Raw genomic sequence first — 18,814 nt, forward strand, 5'->3', positions numbered from 1 at the left:
GAAAATAATGAGAAAGTTAATTTACGTCATATTTATTGTCTTTTGCATCCAAAATACTTCAGGTCAGGATTTAAAACCAGAGTATCAAAAGTTCATTAAAAGCTTTATTGCCAATATAAAAAGCAACAACAAAGAAGGAGTTGCGGCTTTTATTTCTTTTCCACTAGGAAGAGAATATCCAATTCCCGCCGTTAAAAATAAAGCCGATTTTATAAAAAGATACGATCAGATTTTTGATGTAACTCTTAAGAAGGAAATCATCAATTCAAATCCTGCAAAAGATTGGGCCGAAATGGGCTGGCGTGGTGTTATGCTGAGTCAGGGCGATATTTGGATGGATACAACCGGAAAAATCATTACAGTAAATTATCAATCGCAGGCAGAGAAAGATCTTAAGAATAAATTGATTTCCAGCGAAAAAGGAAAACTTCATTCGTCAATCGCAATTTTTAAAGCTCCCGTTTATGTATTAGAAACTTCAAAATTCAGAATAAGAATTGATGATTTAGGAAACGACAACTACAGATATGCTTCCTGGTCCATTAAAAGACCAATGAGCGAAAAACCTGATTTGATTATCACTAATGGAAAATGGATCTCAGATGGAAGTGGAGGAAACAGCCATTTCGAATTCAAAAAAGGTACTTATTTGTACGAATGTTACATCATTGTAATTGGCACATCCGATTCTCCTCCGGCACAATTAACAATTTCTCAGAATGATAAAGAGATACTTAGCCAGGACGCTAAAATAGTGATTAAATAAGAAAAACCTGTTCCACATGAAACAGGTTTTTTGGTTTTTAAAAGAAATAATACTGAGGTTTAATTTGCTCGTAACAAAGTAAAAATGTACAAGGAAACTATAAATTAATTACTTTTATATTTGGAACTTATTAATCAGATTAATAATCAATTAAAGTGTTTTTAATATGAAAAAAGTAAATCTGTTTCTGGTTTTAGTACTGCTTTTGAGCATTTTCGTTTCGGCTCAAACTGTAAAACCTGAGTATCAAAAATGCATCAAAAGCTTTATTGATACTTTGAAAAGTGACAAAAAAGAGGTAATCGCAGAGATGGTTGCTTATCCTCTAAAACGCGAATATCCAATACCTGATGTTGTAGATAAATCGGATTTTATCAAACGTTATGATGAAATTTTCGATACAACCTTAAAAAATGAAATTACGAAATCTAATCCTGCAAAAGACTGGTCTGATATGGGTTGGCGCGGAATAATGCTGAATCAGGGAAATGTCTGGATGGATTTTGACGGACGTTTGACCAGTGTAAATTATCAATCAAAAGCAGAGATTGATCTTAAAAAGAAATTGATTGAGGCTCAAAAAAAGGAACTGGATTCCAGCATTGCCTTTTTTCAGAAACCGATTTGCATTTTGGAAACCGATAAATTCAAAATCAGAATTGATAACTTAGGAAATAAAAATTACCGATATGTCTCCTGGTCAATTGATAAAGCAATGAGTGAAAAACCTGATTTGATAATATACAGAGGTAATTTCGTAGTCGAAGGAAGCGGAGGGAATCACCAATATGAATTTAAAAAGGAAAATTATACTTATGAATGTGCCTTTATAGTAGCTGGCGAAAAAAATCCGCCTGCAGCAAAACTAACTATTTATCAGGGTGATAAAGTCATTCTTTCGCAAAACGCCAAGATAATTGCCAAATAAAAAAAAGCCTAATCGCAAGATTAGGCTTTTAAGTTTTATAGATTTTCGACCAAAATCCAGGCATCCGGATTTTCGCCTTTTTGTATTTCTTTTTGTGCTTTTTGAGCCTCAGACATTGTTGCATAACTTCCGTATAAAACCGGAAATAAACCATGCTTGTTTTCGCCAAGCATTCGGGCCTCATAGCCATCTTTAATCAATTGATTATAAGCTTTTCTTGCATTTTCTTCGCTTCTGTATGCACCTGCCATTATATGATATGGCATCACTTTTACAACTTCAGTTTTTGCAGAATCAACAGACAAAGTTACTGCGGGTAGCGGATTTTCAATAAAGAATGTAGCTTCCTGAATTTTGTTCTCTACTTTTTTCTGAACCGCATTTTCTACCACAAGTGTTTTTGTAGTAATCTGATTTTGATATAAAGGATAACCGATGCTTCCGGTAATTCCAAGACCTAAAACAAAAATGGCAGCATATTTCAAAAATGAACCTGAAGATCTTGATTCTTCCCCAGAATCTTGTAATTCAAATACTTTCGACTCTTCGATTTCCTGTAATTTTTTCTCAAAAATTTCTCTTTTTACCATTGGAGCAACAAACGGACTAAGTCCGAAAGAACTCGTTAGATAATTAGTTTGATCACTTGGAGTGAAAACCATATTATTATCGGTATTTAGACGAATATCGCCGATGTTTTTTATATTTAAAACACCATATTCTTCTAATGTTTTTTTCCAGCTTAAAACTTCAAATGCAATAGCACTTACAGCAAATCCATATGATGTTTTTTCTGTTTGTGCAATATGATTTGCCAACAAACCATCATTGTTTTTCAAAAGACTGTTAAATGCGATCGTTTTTCTTGGTGGAGAAAACGAATTTGTACTTGAATTAAGCTGCGCCGATTGAATTTCGGTTAAAAATGCTCCAAACCCTGGAACCGTTACACACTGATAACGATACAATAACTGTGCTATATAAGTTTCGATTTTCATAGTAACAAAGTTATACATCCAATATAGTTATCAAAATTTTATTCACAATTTTTATTAACAATTCTGATAATTTTATAGACAATTCGTTTTCAGATAGTTAAATAAAATTCGCTTTTTACCAAAAGACATGTGAAATCATTAATATTTTATTTTTTATAAGAATTTACTTCTAATTTATATATTTGCGCTTCTTTTAATTTCATAAATATTTATTTTAAAAGATATTTTTTATTCTTTCAGTAAACCGTTTTCTAAGCCATGTCAGATCAAGAATTATTTTATTTATTAGCCTTATTAAAAGTAGATGGCATTGGTGATATTATGGCCAAAAAACTATTGACACATTTTGGAAACCCCGAAGCTATTTTTAAAGTAAAAAATAATCAAATTGCTGGTATTGATGGTGTTGGTTCGGTTTTGTTGCGGAATCTAAAAGACAAAACTGTTTTTGAAAAAGCCAATAAGGAATTGGAATTTATTAAATCGAATGCTATAAACGTTTCTTTTTTTCAGGATGAAAGTTATCCGGATCGTCTCAAACATTGTATCGATTCGCCAGTTTTGATTTTTACTTCTGGAAATATTAATTTAAAAAACAAAAAATTAATCAGTATTGTCGGAACACGTCAGATTACCTCGTATGGAATGGAATTCTGTAAAAAGTTTATTGAAGATCTGGCACCGCTTGATCCGGTAATTGTTAGTGGTTTTGCCTATGGAGTTGATATAGTGGCACATCAATTGGCGATGGATAATAATTTGCAAACGATTGGGGTTTTAGCGCACGGATTAAATCAGATTTATCCGAAAACGCATAAAAAATATATCCCCAGAATGGAAGAAAATGGCGGATTTATAACTGAATTCTGGAGCTCATCAAATCCGGATAAAGAGAAATTTGTGCGTCGAAACAGAATAGTTGCCGGAATGACCGAGGCAACCATTGTAATTGAATCTGCCGATAAAGGTGGTTCTTTGATCACGGCCAATTTAGCCAACGATTACAATCGTGACGTTTTTGCCGTTCCTGGACGCGTTACAGACAAATATAGCCAGGGCTGTAATGATTTGATCAAAACGCAAAAAGCAAACGTTCTGACAAGCGCAGCTGATTTGGTTTATGTATTGAATTGGGATGTACAAACAAAATCAAAACCAGTACAGAAACAATTGTTTGTAGAATTAGAATTGGAAGAGCAAAAGATCTACGATTTTCTATTGAAAAACGGAAAAGAATTACTGGATGTAATCGCACTTCAATGTGATTTCCCTATTTATAAAATCTCAGGAATGCTTTTGAATATGGAACTTAAAGGAGTTATTCGGCCTTTGCCGGGAAAATTGTTTGAAGCGATTTAATTTAAAAAAAGTTGCCACGAATTATACAAATTTTCACGAATTAATTAGTGCGAATTTGTGTAATTCGTGGCAAAAAAATTATTTACCAAATCCAAGAACTTCTCGAACTTTGGCTAAAACACCATCCGCAACTACTGAAGCTTTTGCGGCACCTTTTTTCAAAAGTGCATCAACTTCTTCAAGGTTATTGATGTAGTAATTGTATTTTTCTCTTTCGGTTTTAAATTTTTCGGTAATTAACTCAAACAAAGCTTGTTTTGCGTGACCATAACCGTAATTTCCGCCTAAATAATTCGCTCTCATTTGGGCAGTTTGTTCTTCGTTTGCTAATAAAGAATAGATTGCAAAAGCATTACAGGTATCTGGGTTTTTTGGTTCTTCAAGTGGTGTACTATCGGTTTCAATACTCATTACCTGCTTGCGTAACGCTTTATCATCCAGGAAAATATTGATAATATTATTGGCTGATTTACTCATTTTTCCACCATTGGTTCCTGGAATCAACATGCTGTCTTCCTGAATTTTGGCTTCCGGAATCACAAAAGTTTCTCCCATTTGATGATTGAAACGGGAAGCCACATCACGTGTGATTTCTAAGTGTTGCAATTGGTCTTTTCCGACCGGTACAAATTCGGCATCATACAATAAAATATCCGCAGCCATTAACATCGGATAAGTGAAAAGTCCGGCGTTAACGTCGTCTAAACGATCTGATTTATCTTTGAAAGAATGTGCTAATGTCAATCTTTGAAACGGAAAAAAACAACTTAAATACCAGGTTAATTCGGCTGTTTGAGTTACATCGGACTGTCTGTAAAAAGTAACTTTATCTGGATTTAAACCACAGGCAAGCCAGGCTGCTGCAGTGCTATAAGTATTTTCTCTTAATGTTTTTCCGTCTTTAATTTGTGTAATCGAATGTAAATCAGCGATAAACAAATAAGATTCGTTTGCAGGATTATTCGATAATTCTATCGCAGGAATAATTGCGCCTAATAAATTTCCCAAGTGTGGCGTTCCAGTACTCTGAACACCAGTTAGTATTTTTGCCATTCTATTTTTCTTATTCTATAAACGCAAATGTCGTGATGTTTTTTTTAACCGCAAAGCTCGCAAAGATTTTACGCAAAGTTCGCAAGGTTTTTTATTAAAGTTTAGTGATAAATTAAAGAAATAGCCACAAATTACACCGATTAAAAAAGTTGTTCAATTTCTTTAATATATAACAATAAGCTTTGCGAACTTTGCGTAAAATCTTTGCGAGCTTTGCGGTAAAATTATTTATTAAATAAATTCAGGTATTAAAATTCATTTCGCTTTTCTTACATTTGAAACCATGAAAGGAATTAAAATTTTTTTTTGGGTTTTATGGCGCATTTGGTTTTATGTTTTAATGGCCATTCCGATATTGATTATGCTGCCGTTTTTACTTATTTCTATTATAACAGAAAGCGGATACCCCTATTTCTTTAAAATGGCCCGCATTTGGGCTAAATTCATCCTTTTCGGGATGGGTTTTTATTATATAGTTAAACGTGAGCAGAAACTGGAAAAAGGAAAAAGCTATATGATAGTAGCCAATCATACATCGATGACAGATATTATGCTAACGTTAGCGATTGTTCGAAATCCTTTTGTTTTTGTGGGCAAAAAAGAATTAGTTAAGATTCCTTTATTTGGATTTTTCTATAAAAGAACTTGTATTTTGGTTGATAGAAATTCTTCAAGAAGTAAAAACGAAGTTTTCAAGAGAGCACAAAGTAGACTTAATCAAGGGCTTAGTATTTGTATTTTCCCAGAAGGCGGTGTTCCTGATGATGAAAGTGTTTTGCTGGATGAGTTTAAAGACGGCGCTTTTCGCTTGGCAATTGAGCATCAAATTCCAATCGTTCCAATTGTTTTTGCTGATAATAAAGAACGTTTCTCCTATACTTTTTTAAGCGGGAGTCCAGGAAAAATGCGTGTAAAAGTATTGCCTTTCATAGAAACAAGAGGATTAACCGGAGAAAACCGAAAGGAACTTCGGGATAAGGTCAGACTATTGATTTATAATAGTTTAATTGAATTTCACAAACCAAAAAACAAAGCATAGTTTAAAATATAAAAGCCGACTAATTACATTAATTAGTCGGCTTTCCTTTTGAATTAAAACCCCCCATTTTATATTCAAAAACTTATCTGTGGATAATTTTTTCTGAAATAAAGCGCAATACTTTTTTAAATTTTAATCTGGTTTTTTTACGGTTTTTATTCAACAACACTTCTAGTTTCTCTTTCATGGTAAAAATCTTAAGGTTGATAATAAAGAGTTTGACTAAAACTCAAGTTAACGTCACAATACTATAGAGAGCTAAAAATGAAAAAGGTTGCGTTGAAACGAAAATTATTTTCTTTAAAAACAATAAAAACCCGTTAGCACCAAATAAACCAACGGATTTTTATTAAAAACAATGAACCAAATTTATTCTAAAAACCTTCAAATTGAGTATTTATAACAATACCAAATTCTTATGTCTTGTTATAAGATGGAATTGTTTTAAAAAGGTTGCGTCATTTTTAATTTTATTTTTAAAATAAAAAACCCGACGAGATTTAAATCTCGTCGGGTAAGTATGTAAAGCCTTGTTTTAAAAAGACTTATATAAGTTTAAGCGTTTGCTAATTCTTTAATATGTGCTTTAATTTTAGCTTCTAATTCATCAGCTAATTCCGGATTATCTTTAATTAAAGATTTTACAGCATCACGACCTTGTCCTAATTTGGTATCACCGTAGCTAAACCAGGATCCTGCTTTTTTGACGATTTCAAATTCAACCGCCAAATCTAAAATTTCTCCAGTTTTAGAAACCCCTTCTCCGTACATAATGTCGAATTCGGCAGTTTTAAAAGGCGGAGCTACTTTATTTTTGACCACTTTTACTTTAGTTCTGTTTCCAATTACGTTTTCTCCATCTTTAATTTGAGAAGAACGACGAATGTCTAAACGTACTGAAGCGTAGAATTTTAAGGCATTACCCCCCGTTGTAGTTTCAGGATTTCCAAACATCACACCAATTTTCTCTCTCAACTGGTTGATGAAGAAAACAGTACAATTTGTTTTACTGATAGTTCCTGTTAATTTTCTTAAAGCCTGAGACATCAAACGTGCGTGAAGACCCATTTTAGAATCTCCCATTTCGCCTTCAATCTCACTTTTTGGAGTTAATGCAGCAACCGAGTCAATTACAACAATATCAATTGCTCCGGAACGAATTAAGTTTTCGGCAATTTCTAAAGCTTGTTCTCCGTTGTCTGGCTGAGAGATGATCAGGTTTTCGATATCAACGCCTAATTTTTCGGCATAATTTCTATCAAAAGCATGTTCAGCATCTATAAAAGCGGCAATTCCGCCTGCTTTCTGAGCTTCGGCAATTGCGTGTAAAGTTAAAGTCGTTTTACCAGAAGATTCTGGTCCGTATATTTCGATAATTCTTCCTTTTGGATAACCGTTTACTCCAAGTGCTAAATCAACACCAAGAGAACCTGAAGAAATAGTTTCAACTTCTACAATGGCTTTATCGCCCATTTTCATTACGGTTCCTTTTCCGTAGGTCTTATCTAGTTTGTCAAGCGTAAGTTGTAACGCTTTTAATTTGGCTTCTTTTTCTGAACTCATCTCTTTTTTTTCTTTTTCTTTCATCTATATTTTTATAATTCTTTCATTATCAAAACAAACCAGAAATTAAATAACTTACTGATTTAGATTTGTATCAGGCTTGTAATTTTGTAAAAATACTTCTTTTTTTGAAGTTTGATTGTCCCAAATTGTATCAAAATTGTACTATAAAAACAAAGCCTTTAATTCTGTGGCTTCAGCTGGTTTTATTTTTCCGGCAAGTAGTAAACTTAGTTGTTTACGACGAAGTGCAGCGTCAAAACGTTGTATTTCTAATTCCGTTTCCGGTATAATTGCGGGCACTTCAACAGGTCTTCCGCTATCATCCACTGCCACAAAAGTATAAATGGCTTCGTTAGCTTTGGTTCTGCTTCCGGATTCACGGTCTTCTACCCAAACATCAATAAAAACTTCCATAGAACTTTTAAAAGATCTTGAAACCTTTGCTTCTATTGTGACTACTGCTCCAAGAGGAATTGCTCTGTTAAATGCCACGTGATTTACAGAAGCCGTTACTACAATTCGGCGAGAATGCCTGCGGGCCGCAATACTGGCAGCACGATCCATACGGGCTAATAATTCGCCACCAAAAAGGTTATTTAAAGGATTTGTTTCGCTCGGTAAAACTAAATCTGTTAAAATTGTCAGGGATTCTGAAGGATGTTTTGGATTCATTTTTTAATGTAAATTTATTTCTTGCCACAGATTAAAATGATTAGAAAAGATCTGTAAAAATCTGTGGCGTATTTTTTTAATTCAACCAATAAACAGCCATGACAGCTGGAATAAAATAGATAACAATGGTTCTTGCTCCATCGTAATCTTTTGCTAATCGTTGTCCGAAAAGCATCATCAACAAAGAAATACAGGAAAAAATAGCGCCATAAAAACCAAATTCACGACCACTGTTTGTTACTAATTGTATCGCGCCAACAACGCATAAAATTCCGGAAATTAATTCTAAAACTAAAAGATGAAATAAGGCGAGGGGTACATGGTTTTTTAGTGGCGTTTTGGCGAAATGCCCTTTTAGCCATTCGACATTATCTTTCCAGTAAAAAATTTTCTCATAACCTGATTGTAAAAAGGTTAAGGCTAAAAACGCTAACAGTAAAATGGAGGCAACATTATTCATTGAAAACTATTTTTTATGAATTAAACGAGTCAGTTTTATAGATAAATCAGTTAAAATTATTTTTGCATTTCCGTTTCTTTCAATGTGATACATCGCATCTGAAAGCTCTTTGAAGATTTCATGAATATTATTTCCGTTTACAAAAGGCGCGAAATTTTCCAGCTTAAATTTATCAACTCTTGGTTCGATGTAAACCAAACTGGGAGCCTGATAATTTAATAAAAGCGCTTGTCGGAACATTTCGATACAAAACTGAATGAATTTTTTCTGGCTTTCGCGACCAAGTCCGGCAATTTCTTCACTCCAGGAAATTAAATCCTGAATGGCGGCGGCATTTCCTTTTGCCCTAAAAGCGGCACGAACCCAATTGACAAACCATTGTTCAAAAGGAAATTCAGCATCATCTTCTTTTAATAAAGAAAGTGCCTTATTGAAATTTCCCTGAGCCTGATGTGCGATCTTTTTAGCTAGGTTGGAATCAACGTTTTCTTTGGAAACTAATGCTTCGGCAATTACTTTTTCGGGTAAACCATTAAAGTGAATTACTTGGCAACGAGATCGTATGGTTTGTATAATGTCTTCCTCATTTTCAGAAATCAGAATAAAAATAGTTTTATCTGAGGGTTCTTCGAGAAGTTTCAATAATTTATTTGATGCAGCGATATTCATTTTATCGGCCATCCAGATAATCATAATTTTATAACCACCCTCATATGATTTTAATGATAGTGATTTTAAAACTTCCTGAGCATCTTCGACACGAATTTCTCCTTGTTTGTTTTGAACACCAAGCATCTTATACCAGTCAAATAAACCTCCATAAGGCATTTCCTGAATAAAAGTGCGCCAGTCCTGAATGAAATCTAAACTTTTTGGTTTTGTTTTTACGTCCTCTGTTGTAACTGTAGGATATATAAAGTGGAGGTCGGGATGCGAAATGTTTTGAAACTTCAGATTGCAGGAATCGTTGCCGTTTTCATTTTCGTTACCGGTGTTATTACATAAAATATATTGCGCGTAAGCAATGGCGGTAGATAATGTACCACTTCCTTCTGGTCCAATGAATAATTGTGCATGCGGAATTCGTCCTGAAGCAGCACTTTTTATCAAGTGACTTTTGATGTAATCCTGACCTAAAATTTGTGAAAATTGCATGAAGCAAAGATATAAGAAAATGATGTAGTCAAAAATTTTCGTGAAAAAGTTTATAAGACTACTTTTTATTTTTGTTTTTTAAGAAGGTTTTTAACTTAATTTTTTTTGTTTTTGATGTCAGCTTTTGTTAATAAAGGGATTAATCGAGAGAGATATTAAGAAGATTTTGTTAATAGTTTTTTTTGAAAAAGCAATAATTGTTCTTTTTTTTTGGCTATTATTTTGTAGAAACGTTCTTTTTTATTGTGTAATATCTTACAGAATTTGTTTTAACAATTTTAACAAAAACCCCGTTAAAACGCAGATTTTCCCGACATAGGACTCGCTTTTAAGATTTTTTTAAGATTTTTTTTTGAAAAAAGAAATCAATAAAGTTGCAATTTAAGTTAATTTATATATTTTTGTTTTCATAACAACCAATTATAAATAAGAATCTATGAAAGGGAAAATTATTTTATTAAGCGCACTTTTTTTCTTGACTACTGGTGCTATTTCAGCACAGGCGAAAAATGCTCCTAGAAGTATTATTAGTACAACAGCTCTAATCCGTAAATACCATGATCAAAAAGAGTTGAGTGGTATGCAAAAGGGAGAACTTTTGGAATTATACATTGAGCGTATTAAAGTTTTAGTGAAAACCCTTCCTTACATTGCATTGGTTACTAAGCCAGGTGTGACAATGGCAGACTTAGGTATTCCGGACGATTCTGAACATAAAAAAGTATTAGACGCTCAGGCGGTTGGTACTACAACTTTCCTGGATACTACTGTAGACTTTCAGCGTAAAATGATGCCTTATTCAGATAAGGGTAACTTAATCGCTGCAATTTTATTCTACGAAAGCACATTGAAATCACTACATGAGTTCAACGATTTGAATGAAATGTAATAAAAAGAATATTTTTTAAAACCTTTTTTAGAGTGTTTACGTAGATGAACAAGACTTCATAACGTCATTTTGAAAAAGATATAAAAAACAACTCGTTCTCGATGTGTCCTGAAATTATCAGAAAACCCGAGATGAGTTTTTTCATTTACGCATACCCAAATTTATTATTATTAACCCTAATACCCCCTTATCATGAAAAAAATTACTCAAATTATCTGCGTTCTTTTGACGGTTACGAGTATGAATGCTCAACAAGAGAAAGGAATTATGGGCTACACTAATTGGTTGAATAACTGGACCGAATTTAAGCCTAACAAAGTAGAGTATGGAGAAGCAAATCAAATTTTAGCAGGAAACATTTCTGTTAATACTAAGTTGCTAAAGAGGAATATTTATGTTTTACAAGGAAATGTTTATGTTACAAACAATGCTGTTTTAACAATCGAGCCTGGAACTTTAATTATTGGTGATTTCGAAACAAAAGGAACATTGGTAGTTACAAAAGGTGCACAACTTGTAGCAGACGGTTTAGAAACTGATCCAATTGTATTTACTTCAAACCGCAGCCAGAAAAAAGCTGGTGACTGGGGTGGAGTTGTAATTCTTGGTGATGCTCCAATCAATAAATTTGGAAATGTAGGTTCTTATAACTTAGATCTTGATCCAACGCTTACTACTTACGGTGGTGACAACGCTGCTGGAAATTCAGGAGTTTTAAGATATGTAAGAATCGAATTTGCTGGAAAAAAAGTTAAAGGAGCTGATACTTTCAACGGATTAACTCTTGCAGCAGTTGGAAACAAAACTATATTAGAAAACGTTATGGTAAGCTACTCAGGTGGTGACTCATTTGCTTTCTTTGGTGGTGACTTAAACGCTACTAAATTAGTTTCTTATAAATCAATCAACGACGATTACAAATTTACTCAAGGTGTACAATGTCGTTTATATAACTCATTAGCAGTAAGATCTTCTTATTTATCAAGTAATAAAGACGGATCTCGTTGCATGGAAGTGAAATCATTTGAAAGAAAAAATGAAACTGATTTTACTAAAAAACAAACTTTAGTTGTAGCTACAAATATTACAATGCTTAACGACAGTGAGAACATCAAAGCTGATATTCAGGCTGGTTTAGTAAAAGAGGCAATTTATGTTGCTGAAACTGCTTCACTAGAAATGAAAAGAAGCGTAATCTCTGGATTTAACCCTGCTGTATTATTAGACAGCAAAACAGAGATTAATGATGCTAACCTAAAGAAAATCAAATTTGAAGAAATGTACTTTAACCTATGTAACGGAAACATCTTTACAGAGTACAATTCTAATAATGAAGATTTAGAAAGCTGGTACGGAAACAGTGTGTTTTTCAATGTTTATTCACAAAGTGATAACAAAGAAACATTCATTGATATTTTCAATGCTAAAAAGCCAGATTTCAGATTGCAATTAGGAAAAATCACAGCGTCAAGCGGCAAATAAGATTGATTTAGATTTTTATTTTACAGCGTAAATTTTATTAATAAAGTCCCCAGACACAATTTATGTATCGTCTTAAACCGGACTAAATAAAGATCAAAACATAATGGCCCCAACTATAAAAAAGTATTTTATTTATACAATATTTTTGGTTTCTCCTATTGCGTTAAGTTTACATGCACAAACTACTGAAGCAAACAAAACTGTTTCTTGTACTGCAAAATGCGGAAAAACTTCGTCAACAACGTTAAACCAAAATAATGATATAGCTGATAAACGTATCAGCAAATTAGATGATAATTCTAATCAGTTAATAGCAGGGCTATCCATCCCCAAGGATAGCCTTTCTATGGCAGCTGAAACGAATAGTCAGACTTCTACAAACTGTCAGGAAAATTCATTACTGTCTGGTTCTTATTCTGTCCTTGCAAAGGATATTATTGAGAACTACAAATATGACTTTTCTGAAACATTTATTGATATTTTGTTTTTTGAAAATATAGATCTTGCAAGAACTCGTACTATATGATTCGAAAAACTACTTTATCTTTAATTCGTTTTTCCCTTTTTTTTAGTATAATCCTTTGTACTAAGATGAATACCTATGCCCAGACAATAGTGCCTCAGCAACTTAATTTTGATAGAATTTGTGCTGGCCTTATTGTTGATGGTACGCCTTTTAATCAATATTCTGCCACTTTTAGTTATGTAGATTTCCCCGCAGGAACTGCTTTTGAAGTAGAACTTTCTGATGATGCCGGAAACTTCACGACTCCTACGGCAACAACAAAAATTTCGATTACCGATGATCCAACATTAAAACAGCAAACCATTAGATTTGCTGTTCCAACTAATTTAAAAGGATCAGACATTTATAGTCTTCGTGTAAAAAGCGTTACAACAATACCGGTATACAGTTTAAGATTTAAAAATCTTGCAAACAATACTTCTTTTCCAGCCTATTACAGTACCTATGTAAGTTCGTTTTATATTAATGAAAAGTCTCCAACTGCAACAATTTGTTCTGGCGGAAGTATTTCTCTTTCAATTTATAATCCAACTCCTAGCGATCAGGCTTCATCGCCGGCAAATTATTCAAATCTGAAATACAAATGGTATAAAGATGATCTGTTGGTTGCAGGACAAAGTGGTACAACGTTAGTGGTAAATACTACAGGTGTTTATTTTGCAAAATTAGATTATGGCTTATGTTCTGAAGATAATTTAAGTTCGAATCGTGTTACAGTAACCACTTCTACATCTGGTTCTTCTGTAACTATTGCTTCGAGTTTAGGAAATCCATTTTGTGCAACAGGAAGCGGAACTATACTAACAGCTACATCTGGAAATAAATATCAATGGAAAAAAGGCGGAGCTGTAATTGCAGGTGCAACTAATCGTACTTATGCAACGAACGAATCAGGAGTTTACACAGTAGATGTAGATTTTGGAGGATGTTCTGCGACAGGAACAATTGATCTTAAAAGTAATGGTTTTAATGCAAGTATTGATGTTGCTGATACAGTTGAACTTCAGCAAGGAGAAACTATAAATGTTAGCGTTACAACCGATGCTGCAAGCCCATCTTTTGAATGGTTTTTAAATGATAATTTAATTTCAGGCGCAACATCAAACACTTATCTGGTAGCCGCAATTGGTAATTATAAAGTTAAAATTTCACAAGCTGCAGGTTGTATTGCTACAAAGGAGTTTCTTTTTAAAGTTACTGGAGAGTCCCTTCCAACTACAGTAATTCCAAACATAGTAAGCTTAAGTAGTTACCCATATTGGAACATCCCCGATGCATACAAAACCGCAAGTACTAAAGTCGTCATTATAAGTTCAAACGGAGAGATTATGTTTGATGATGTTGGAAGTAATTATGACCCCCAAGTCAATTCGTTTATTAAAGATTTTAAAAATGTCAATCCAGTTTATTACTATGTCATTCAATCAGACACAGGTGAAAAAAAAGGATCAATTACTGTGATAAAATAATATGAAGAAAATCCTACTATTCATAACTTTATTTTACGGTTTTTCAAATTTACTCTATTCCCAGGAAACTACTGAGAATGGAGTTGTTTCGTTTTCATTACCTATCAGAAATTCATTAAAGTTTAATAGATATTTAATCAACCCAACATTTAGTTTTGTTCGTGAATCGAATCCATATATAAGTTTTTATAATAAGAGACAATGGGTACAATTTGATGATGCACCAAATACTTATTTATTTAATTATTCAGGTCGTTTCAGAGAAAATGAAGCATTTGCTATAGGGTTGTTTCAACAAAATTATGGTCTAATGACCGTTTTTGGAGGAGTTGTCAATTTTGCCCATAATATTGTTTTGGAGCAGGATAGTAATTTAACTTTTGGTTTAAATGTAGGCGCTTATCAAAGTGGTTTAGACAAAGGGAAAATAATATCTGACGATCCAAATATTTTAAATGGAGACTATCCATCAAATACAATGCTGACAGTTAATCCGGGAATTAATTATGGTACTGCATTTCTTGATTTCGGAGTATCGGTAAACAATCTTATTCTGTACAATTTCGGTGGCGGAATGATAAAAGAAGATCCCGAAAGAGCAATTGAACTTCACGCAATGTACACTGGATATCTTGATAGTTACGGTTTTTTTGACAGAAGTAAATTTTCAGGAATTGTAAAAACGGAAATAAAACAAGATAAAACGGTTCTTTCCGGACTTGCTATGATCGCCATTCCACAGGGAGTTTGGGCACAGGCAGGATATAATACTTTATATGGAGTATCAGCAGGACTTGGTGTAAATATTTCGCCAAGTATTGCTATTGAATATAACTACGAAAGAGGAATGGGTAATTTCTCGAATTTGGGCGGTTCACACGAGTTTGTAATTGCTTATAAATTCAAAAATAAAAATTACTATTACGGAGATGACGATGAAGGTTCTCTTATCGATCCGGCCAGATCAAAACCAGTAATCGCTAAAAAAACAACGACTGCACCGGTTACCAGAGTCGATGGTGCTGAAAAAGCAAAATTAGCTGCTGAGGCTAAAGCTAAGGCAGATGCAGAAGCACAACAAGCGAGGTTAGCTGCTTCAGAAAAAGCAAAAGCAGACGCTGAATCTGCAAGGGTAAAATTGTTAGCTGATAATAAGGCGAAAGCCGATGCGGCAGAAGCGCAAAAATTAAAGTTAGCTGCTGACGCCAAAGCAAAAGCTGATGCTCAGGCTGCTGCCAGAAAAACAGCCGTTGCTGCTAAACCTGCACCACAAAAAACAGCGGCACAATTAGCTGCTGATAAATCAAGAGCTGATGCTGAAGCTGCTGCCAGAAAAACAGCCGTTGCAGCTAAGCCTGCACCACAAAAAACAGCGGCACAATTAGCTGCGGACAAATCAAGAGCTGATGCTGAAGCATTAAAAATAAAATTAGCTGCTGATGCGAAGGCTAAGGCCGATGCTGAAAATGCTGCTAAAGCGAAAACAGCAAGCACATCAGCTGCACCACAAAAAACACAAGCACAATTAACTGCTGAAAAAGCTAAGGCAGATGCTGAAGCCGCTGCAAAAGCAAAATTAGCTGCGGACAAATCAAAAGCTGATGCTGAAGCGTTACAGGTTAAGTTAGCTGCCGATTCAAAAGCAAAAGCGGATGCTGCTGAAGCAAAAAGAAAAGCCGATGCAAAAGCAAAAGCTGAAGCTGCGGATTTACAATCAATATTAGCTGCCGACGCAAAAGCTAAAGCTGACTCAGATGCATATCAGGCGAAATTAGCTGCTGAAGCAAAAGCGAAAGCTGCTGCTGACTCAAAAACCAAAGCAAATATTGATGCTGCAAATAAAGCAAAATTAGCTGCTGCTGCAAAAGCAAAAGCTGCTGATGAAGCTGCTCTAAAAGAAAAATTAGCCGCCGATGCCAAAGCTAAAGCTGATGCGGAAGCGAGACAAGCGTTAATCGCTGCTGAGGCAAAAGCGAAAGCTGATGCAGAAGCATTAAAAATAAAATTAGCTGCCGATGCTAAGGCGAAAGCCGATGCAGATGTATTACAGGCAAAATTAGCTGCTGATGCCAAAGCAAAAGCTGACGCAGAAGCTTTACAGGCAAAACTTGTTGCTGACGCCAAAGCAAAAGCCGATGCAGAAGCTTTACAAGCAAAACTTGCTGCTGATGCCAAAGCAAAAGTTGATGCGGAAGCACAACAAGCAAAATTAGCTGCGGAAGCGAAAGCAAAAGCAGATATGGAAGCGTTGCAAGCAAAATTAATTGCCGATGCAAGAGTAAAAGCTGATGCAGAAGCACAACAAGCAAAATTAGCTGCCGATGCGAAAGCAAAAGCTGATGCAGAAGCACAGCAAGCAAAATTAGCTGCCGATGCCAAAGCGAAAGCCGATGCAGAAGCTTTACAGGCAAAACTAGCTGCCGATGCTAAAGCGAAAGCCGATGCAGAAGCACAACAAGCAAAATTAGCTGCCGATGCGAAAGCAAAAGCAGACGCTGAAGCGCAGCAAGCAAAACTAGCTGCTGATGCGAAAGCGAAAGCCGATGCAGAAGCACAACAAGCAAAATTAGCTGCCGATGCCAAAGCGAAAGCCGATGCAGAAGCACAACAAGCAAAATTAGCTGCCGATGCGAAAGCAAAAGCAGACGCTGAAGCGCAGCAAGCAAAACTAGCTGCTGATGCGAAAGCCAAAGCCGATATGGAAGCATTGCAGGCAAAATTACTAGCTGATGCTAAATTAAAAGCTGATGCTGAAGCGACTGCCAAAATGAAAGCTGAAACCGAAGCAAAACAATTACAATTAGCTGAAGAAGCTCGATTGGCTAAATTAGCTGCCGATGCTAAAGCGAAAGCCGATGCGGAAGCTTTACAAGCAAAACTTGCTGCAGATGCTAAAACAAAAGCAGACGCTGATGCTTTACAAGCAAAACTAGCCGCCGATGCCAAAGCAAAAGCTGATGCAGAAGCGTTAAAAGCAAAATTAGCTGCCGATGCTAAAGCGAAAGCCGATGCAGAAGCTTTACAAGCAAAACTTGACGCCGACGCTAAAACAAAAGCAGACGCTGATGCTTTAAAAGCTAAACTAGCCGCCGATGCCAAAGCAAAAGCTGATGCAGAAGCGTTAAAAGCAAAATTAGCTGCCGATGCTAAAGCGAAAGCCGATGCAGAAGCTTTACAAGCAAAACTTGACGCCGACGCTAAAACAAAAGCCGATGCTTTAAAAGCTAAACTAGCCGCCGATGCCAAAGCAAAAGCTGATGCAGAAGCGTTAAAAGCAAAATTAGCTGCCGATGCTAAAGCGAAAGCCGATGCGGAAGCTTTACAAGCAAAACTTGACGCCGACGCTAAAACAAAAGCAGATGCCGATGCTCTAAAAGCAAAACTTGCTGCAGATGCCCAAGCGAAAGCCGATGCAGAAGCCTTACAGGCAAGACTTGCAGAAGAAGCTGAGTTAAAAGCAAAATTGGCGGCAGATGCTAAAGCTAAGGCCGATGCCGATGCAGCAGCAAAATTAGCTGCGACACCAAAAGATGATTCAGCAAAAGAGATCGAGGCTTTATCTAAAGCTATTGAAGCAGCTATAAAAAATCAAAAAGAGGTATTTGCACAGTTTACCGCAACCGTAGCCAATAAACAAAAAGACTTAGATGACTTAAGAGAGGAGAATGATTTAAGTGAAAAAGGTATCTACAGAGAACCGAAACCATTTAAAAGTGTTGCTGCAGAAAACAGTCAGTTAGAGGCTTTCAAATTACAGCTTGCCGAAGCGAATAAAAATTCAAAAGAAGAACTTGTTAAGCTTACTAATTTGTACAATGAAAGACTTAGAAAAGTACCTAATAAAAATGATGCTTTAAACAAAGCTTATCTTGAAAAAATAAATGAGTTAAAAGCAGCTCAGTTAAAAATGGAACAAGACAGTGCTGCTTTATTAGCGAATTTAGAGCGTATTAAGGCTGAAACTGAAATTGAGAAAAGACGTAGAATCAAGCGTGCAGCTTACGAAAATGATCAGGGAAGATATAATCAGGATCTTGCAGCTCTTAAACGTATCAAGGAAACTACAAAAGTAAGTAGCACACCATTGACGGCAAGTGATTTCGATTTTGGTGAAGACCAGTCAAATATGCAGATTATCAAGAATATCAAAAACTCTGATAGCGGATATTATATGATTATTGCCGTTCATAGCAGTGTTGAAAAAAGAGATGAATTCCTGACCAAGGCAGTTGCCTCAGGACGTTCAGATGTTAATTTCTTTTACAATATAGCAACAAGTAAATATTATATCTATTACGAGAAATTTGATGGTTTATCTGAAGCAACTAAGGCATTGGAAGCAAAAGGAAATAAACCATATAATGGCAAAATGGCCATCGTAAAAGTGGAGAATTAATATAATGAGATTAAAATCAGGCCTTCTTAATGAGGTAAGAAGGCTTATAATAATAA

At 35.0% G+C, this 18,814-nt stretch carries 15 protein-coding genes; 9 read left to right on the forward strand and 6 right to left on the reverse strand.

What is annotated here, in order from left to right:
* Positions 1-7 precede the first annotated feature (7 nt).
* Both IHE43_RS02695 and IHE43_RS02700 read left to right on the forward strand, forming a co-directional pair.
* On the forward strand, positions 8-766 hold the full coding sequence (locus IHE43_RS02695; protein ID WP_192186559.1) for a hypothetical protein: 759 nt from the start codon (positions 8-10) through the stop codon (positions 764-766).
* 166 nt (positions 767-932) lie between these two features.
* Entirely contained in the window at positions 933-1,694 is a 762-nt protein-coding gene (locus IHE43_RS02700; protein WP_192186560.1) for a hypothetical protein, read from the forward strand.
* Between the two features lie 35 nt (positions 1,695-1,729).
* On the opposite strand, the gene IHE43_RS02705 is transcribed toward IHE43_RS02700, so the two are convergent.
* Positions 1,730-2,692, reverse strand: coding sequence for an SPOR domain-containing protein (locus IHE43_RS02705; RefSeq protein ID WP_192186561.1), 963 nt, complete (start codon positions 2,690-2,692; stop codon positions 1,730-1,732).
* A gap of 258 nt (positions 2,693-2,950) precedes the next feature.
* Between IHE43_RS02705 and dprA the strand changes: the two genes are divergently transcribed.
* Positions 2,951-4,051, forward strand: a complete 1,101-nt coding sequence (gene dprA / locus IHE43_RS02710; RefSeq protein ID WP_192186562.1) for a DNA-processing protein DprA — start codon at positions 2,951-2,953, stop codon at positions 4,049-4,051.
* A 78-nt stretch (positions 4,052-4,129) separates the two neighbouring features.
* On the opposite strand, the gene trpS is transcribed toward dprA, so the two are convergent.
* On the reverse strand, positions 4,130-5,104 hold the full coding sequence (gene trpS / locus IHE43_RS02715; protein WP_192186563.1) for a tryptophan--tRNA ligase: 975 nt from the start codon (positions 5,102-5,104) through the stop codon (positions 4,130-4,132).
* A gap of 283 nt (positions 5,105-5,387) precedes the next feature.
* On the opposite strand from trpS, the gene IHE43_RS02720 reads away from it, so the two are divergent.
* Positions 5,388-6,143 carry a 1-acyl-sn-glycerol-3-phosphate acyltransferase gene (locus IHE43_RS02720; RefSeq protein ID WP_192186564.1) on the forward strand — a complete coding sequence of 252 codons (756 nt, stop codon included), beginning with the start codon at positions 5,388-5,390 and terminating at the stop codon, positions 6,141-6,143.
* A gap of 555 nt (positions 6,144-6,698) precedes the next feature.
* Here IHE43_RS02720 and recA read toward each other — a convergent pair.
* From recA to IHE43_RS02740, 4 genes are all read right to left on the reverse strand, one after another.
* Entirely contained in the window at positions 6,699-7,706 is a 1,008-nt protein-coding gene (gene recA / locus IHE43_RS02725; protein WP_192188141.1) for a recombinase RecA, read from the reverse strand.
* Positions 7,707-7,871: 165 nt separating this feature from the next.
* Entirely contained in the window at positions 7,872-8,381 is a 510-nt protein-coding gene (locus IHE43_RS02730) for an acyl-CoA thioesterase (RefSeq protein ID WP_056196638.1), read from the reverse strand.
* Between the two features lie 76 nt (positions 8,382-8,457).
* Positions 8,458-8,841, reverse strand: a complete 384-nt coding sequence (locus IHE43_RS02735) for a DoxX family protein (RefSeq protein WP_192186565.1) — start codon at positions 8,839-8,841, stop codon at positions 8,458-8,460.
* Between the two features lie 6 nt (positions 8,842-8,847).
* Complete coding sequence (locus tag IHE43_RS02740) at positions 8,848-9,996, reverse strand: DNA polymerase III subunit delta' (RefSeq protein ID WP_192186566.1); 1,149 nt, start codon at positions 9,994-9,996, stop codon at positions 8,848-8,850.
* Between the two features lie 436 nt (positions 9,997-10,432).
* Between IHE43_RS02740 and IHE43_RS02745 the strand changes: the two genes are divergently transcribed.
* From IHE43_RS02745 to IHE43_RS02765, 5 genes are all read left to right on the forward strand, one after another.
* Positions 10,433-10,885 (forward strand): hypothetical protein, encoded by a 453-nt coding sequence (locus tag IHE43_RS02745; RefSeq protein ID WP_192186567.1) that lies wholly within the window; start codon positions 10,433-10,435, stop codon positions 10,883-10,885.
* Between the two features lie 192 nt (positions 10,886-11,077).
* Positions 11,078-12,367: a hypothetical protein gene (locus IHE43_RS02750; protein ID WP_192186568.1), complete on the forward strand. Its 1,290-nt coding sequence runs from the start codon at positions 11,078-11,080 to the stop codon at positions 12,365-12,367.
* Between the two features lie 103 nt (positions 12,368-12,470).
* Positions 12,471-12,893, forward strand: a complete 423-nt coding sequence (locus IHE43_RS02755) for a hypothetical protein (protein WP_192186569.1) — start codon at positions 12,471-12,473, stop codon at positions 12,891-12,893.
* Positions 12,894-12,958: 65 nt separating this feature from the next.
* Entirely contained in the window at positions 12,959-14,362 is a 1,404-nt protein-coding gene (sprC, locus tag IHE43_RS02760; RefSeq protein ID WP_305038531.1) for a gliding motility protein SprC, read from the forward strand.
* 1 nt (position 14,363) lies between these two features.
* A complete protein-coding gene (locus IHE43_RS02765) occupies positions 14,364-18,758 on the forward strand; it encodes a type IX secretion system membrane protein PorP/SprF (protein ID WP_192186571.1) in 4,395 nt (1,464 codons plus the stop codon).
* The last annotated feature ends 56 nt before the right edge of the window (positions 18,759-18,814 follow it).

Source organism: Flavobacterium sp. MDT1-60, assembly GCF_014844035.1.
GTDB lineage: Bacteria > Bacteroidota > Bacteroidia > Flavobacteriales > Flavobacteriaceae > Flavobacterium.

What these genes read in the sequence shown, in the direction of transcription:
- IHE43_RS02695 (WP_192186559.1), top strand. Translation starts at nt 8, where the DNA reads ATGAGAAAGTTAATTTACGTCATATTTATTGTCTTTTGCATCCAAAAT.
- IHE43_RS02700 (WP_192186560.1), top strand. Translation starts at nt 933, where the DNA reads ATGAAAAAAGTAAATCTGTTTCTGGTTTTAGTACTGCTTTTGAGCATT.
- IHE43_RS02705 (WP_192186561.1), bottom strand. Translation starts at nt 2,692, where the DNA reads ATGAAAATCGAAACTTATATAGCACAGTTATTGTATCGTTATCAGTGT.
- dprA (WP_192186562.1), top strand. Translation starts at nt 2,951, where the DNA reads ATGTCAGATCAAGAATTATTTTATTTATTAGCCTTATTAAAAGTAGAT.
- trpS (WP_192186563.1), bottom strand. Translation starts at nt 5,104, where the DNA reads ATGGCAAAAATACTAACTGGTGTTCAGAGTACTGGAACGCCACACTTG.
- IHE43_RS02720 (WP_192186564.1), top strand. Translation starts at nt 5,388, where the DNA reads ATGAAAGGAATTAAAATTTTTTTTTGGGTTTTATGGCGCATTTGGTTT.
- recA (WP_192188141.1), bottom strand. Translation starts at nt 7,706, where the DNA reads ATGAGTTCAGAAAAAGAAGCCAAATTAAAAGCGTTACAACTTACGCTT.
- IHE43_RS02730 (WP_056196638.1), bottom strand. Translation starts at nt 8,381, where the DNA reads ATGAATCCAAAACATCCTTCAGAATCCCTGACAATTTTAACAGATTTA.
- IHE43_RS02735 (WP_192186565.1), bottom strand. Translation starts at nt 8,841, where the DNA reads ATGAATAATGTTGCCTCCATTTTACTGTTAGCGTTTTTAGCCTTAACC.
- IHE43_RS02740 (WP_192186566.1), bottom strand. Translation starts at nt 9,996, where the DNA reads ATGCAATTTTCACAAATTTTAGGTCAGGATTACATCAAAAGTCACTTG.
- IHE43_RS02745 (WP_192186567.1), top strand. Translation starts at nt 10,433, where the DNA reads ATGAAAGGGAAAATTATTTTATTAAGCGCACTTTTTTTCTTGACTACT.
- IHE43_RS02750 (WP_192186568.1), top strand. Translation starts at nt 11,078, where the DNA reads ATGAAAAAAATTACTCAAATTATCTGCGTTCTTTTGACGGTTACGAGT.
- IHE43_RS02755 (WP_192186569.1), top strand. Translation starts at nt 12,471, where the DNA reads ATGGCCCCAACTATAAAAAAGTATTTTATTTATACAATATTTTTGGTT.
- sprC (WP_305038531.1), top strand. Translation starts at nt 12,959, where the DNA reads ATGAATACCTATGCCCAGACAATAGTGCCTCAGCAACTTAATTTTGAT.
- IHE43_RS02765 (WP_192186571.1), top strand. Translation starts at nt 14,364, where the DNA reads ATGAAGAAAATCCTACTATTCATAACTTTATTTTACGGTTTTTCAAAT.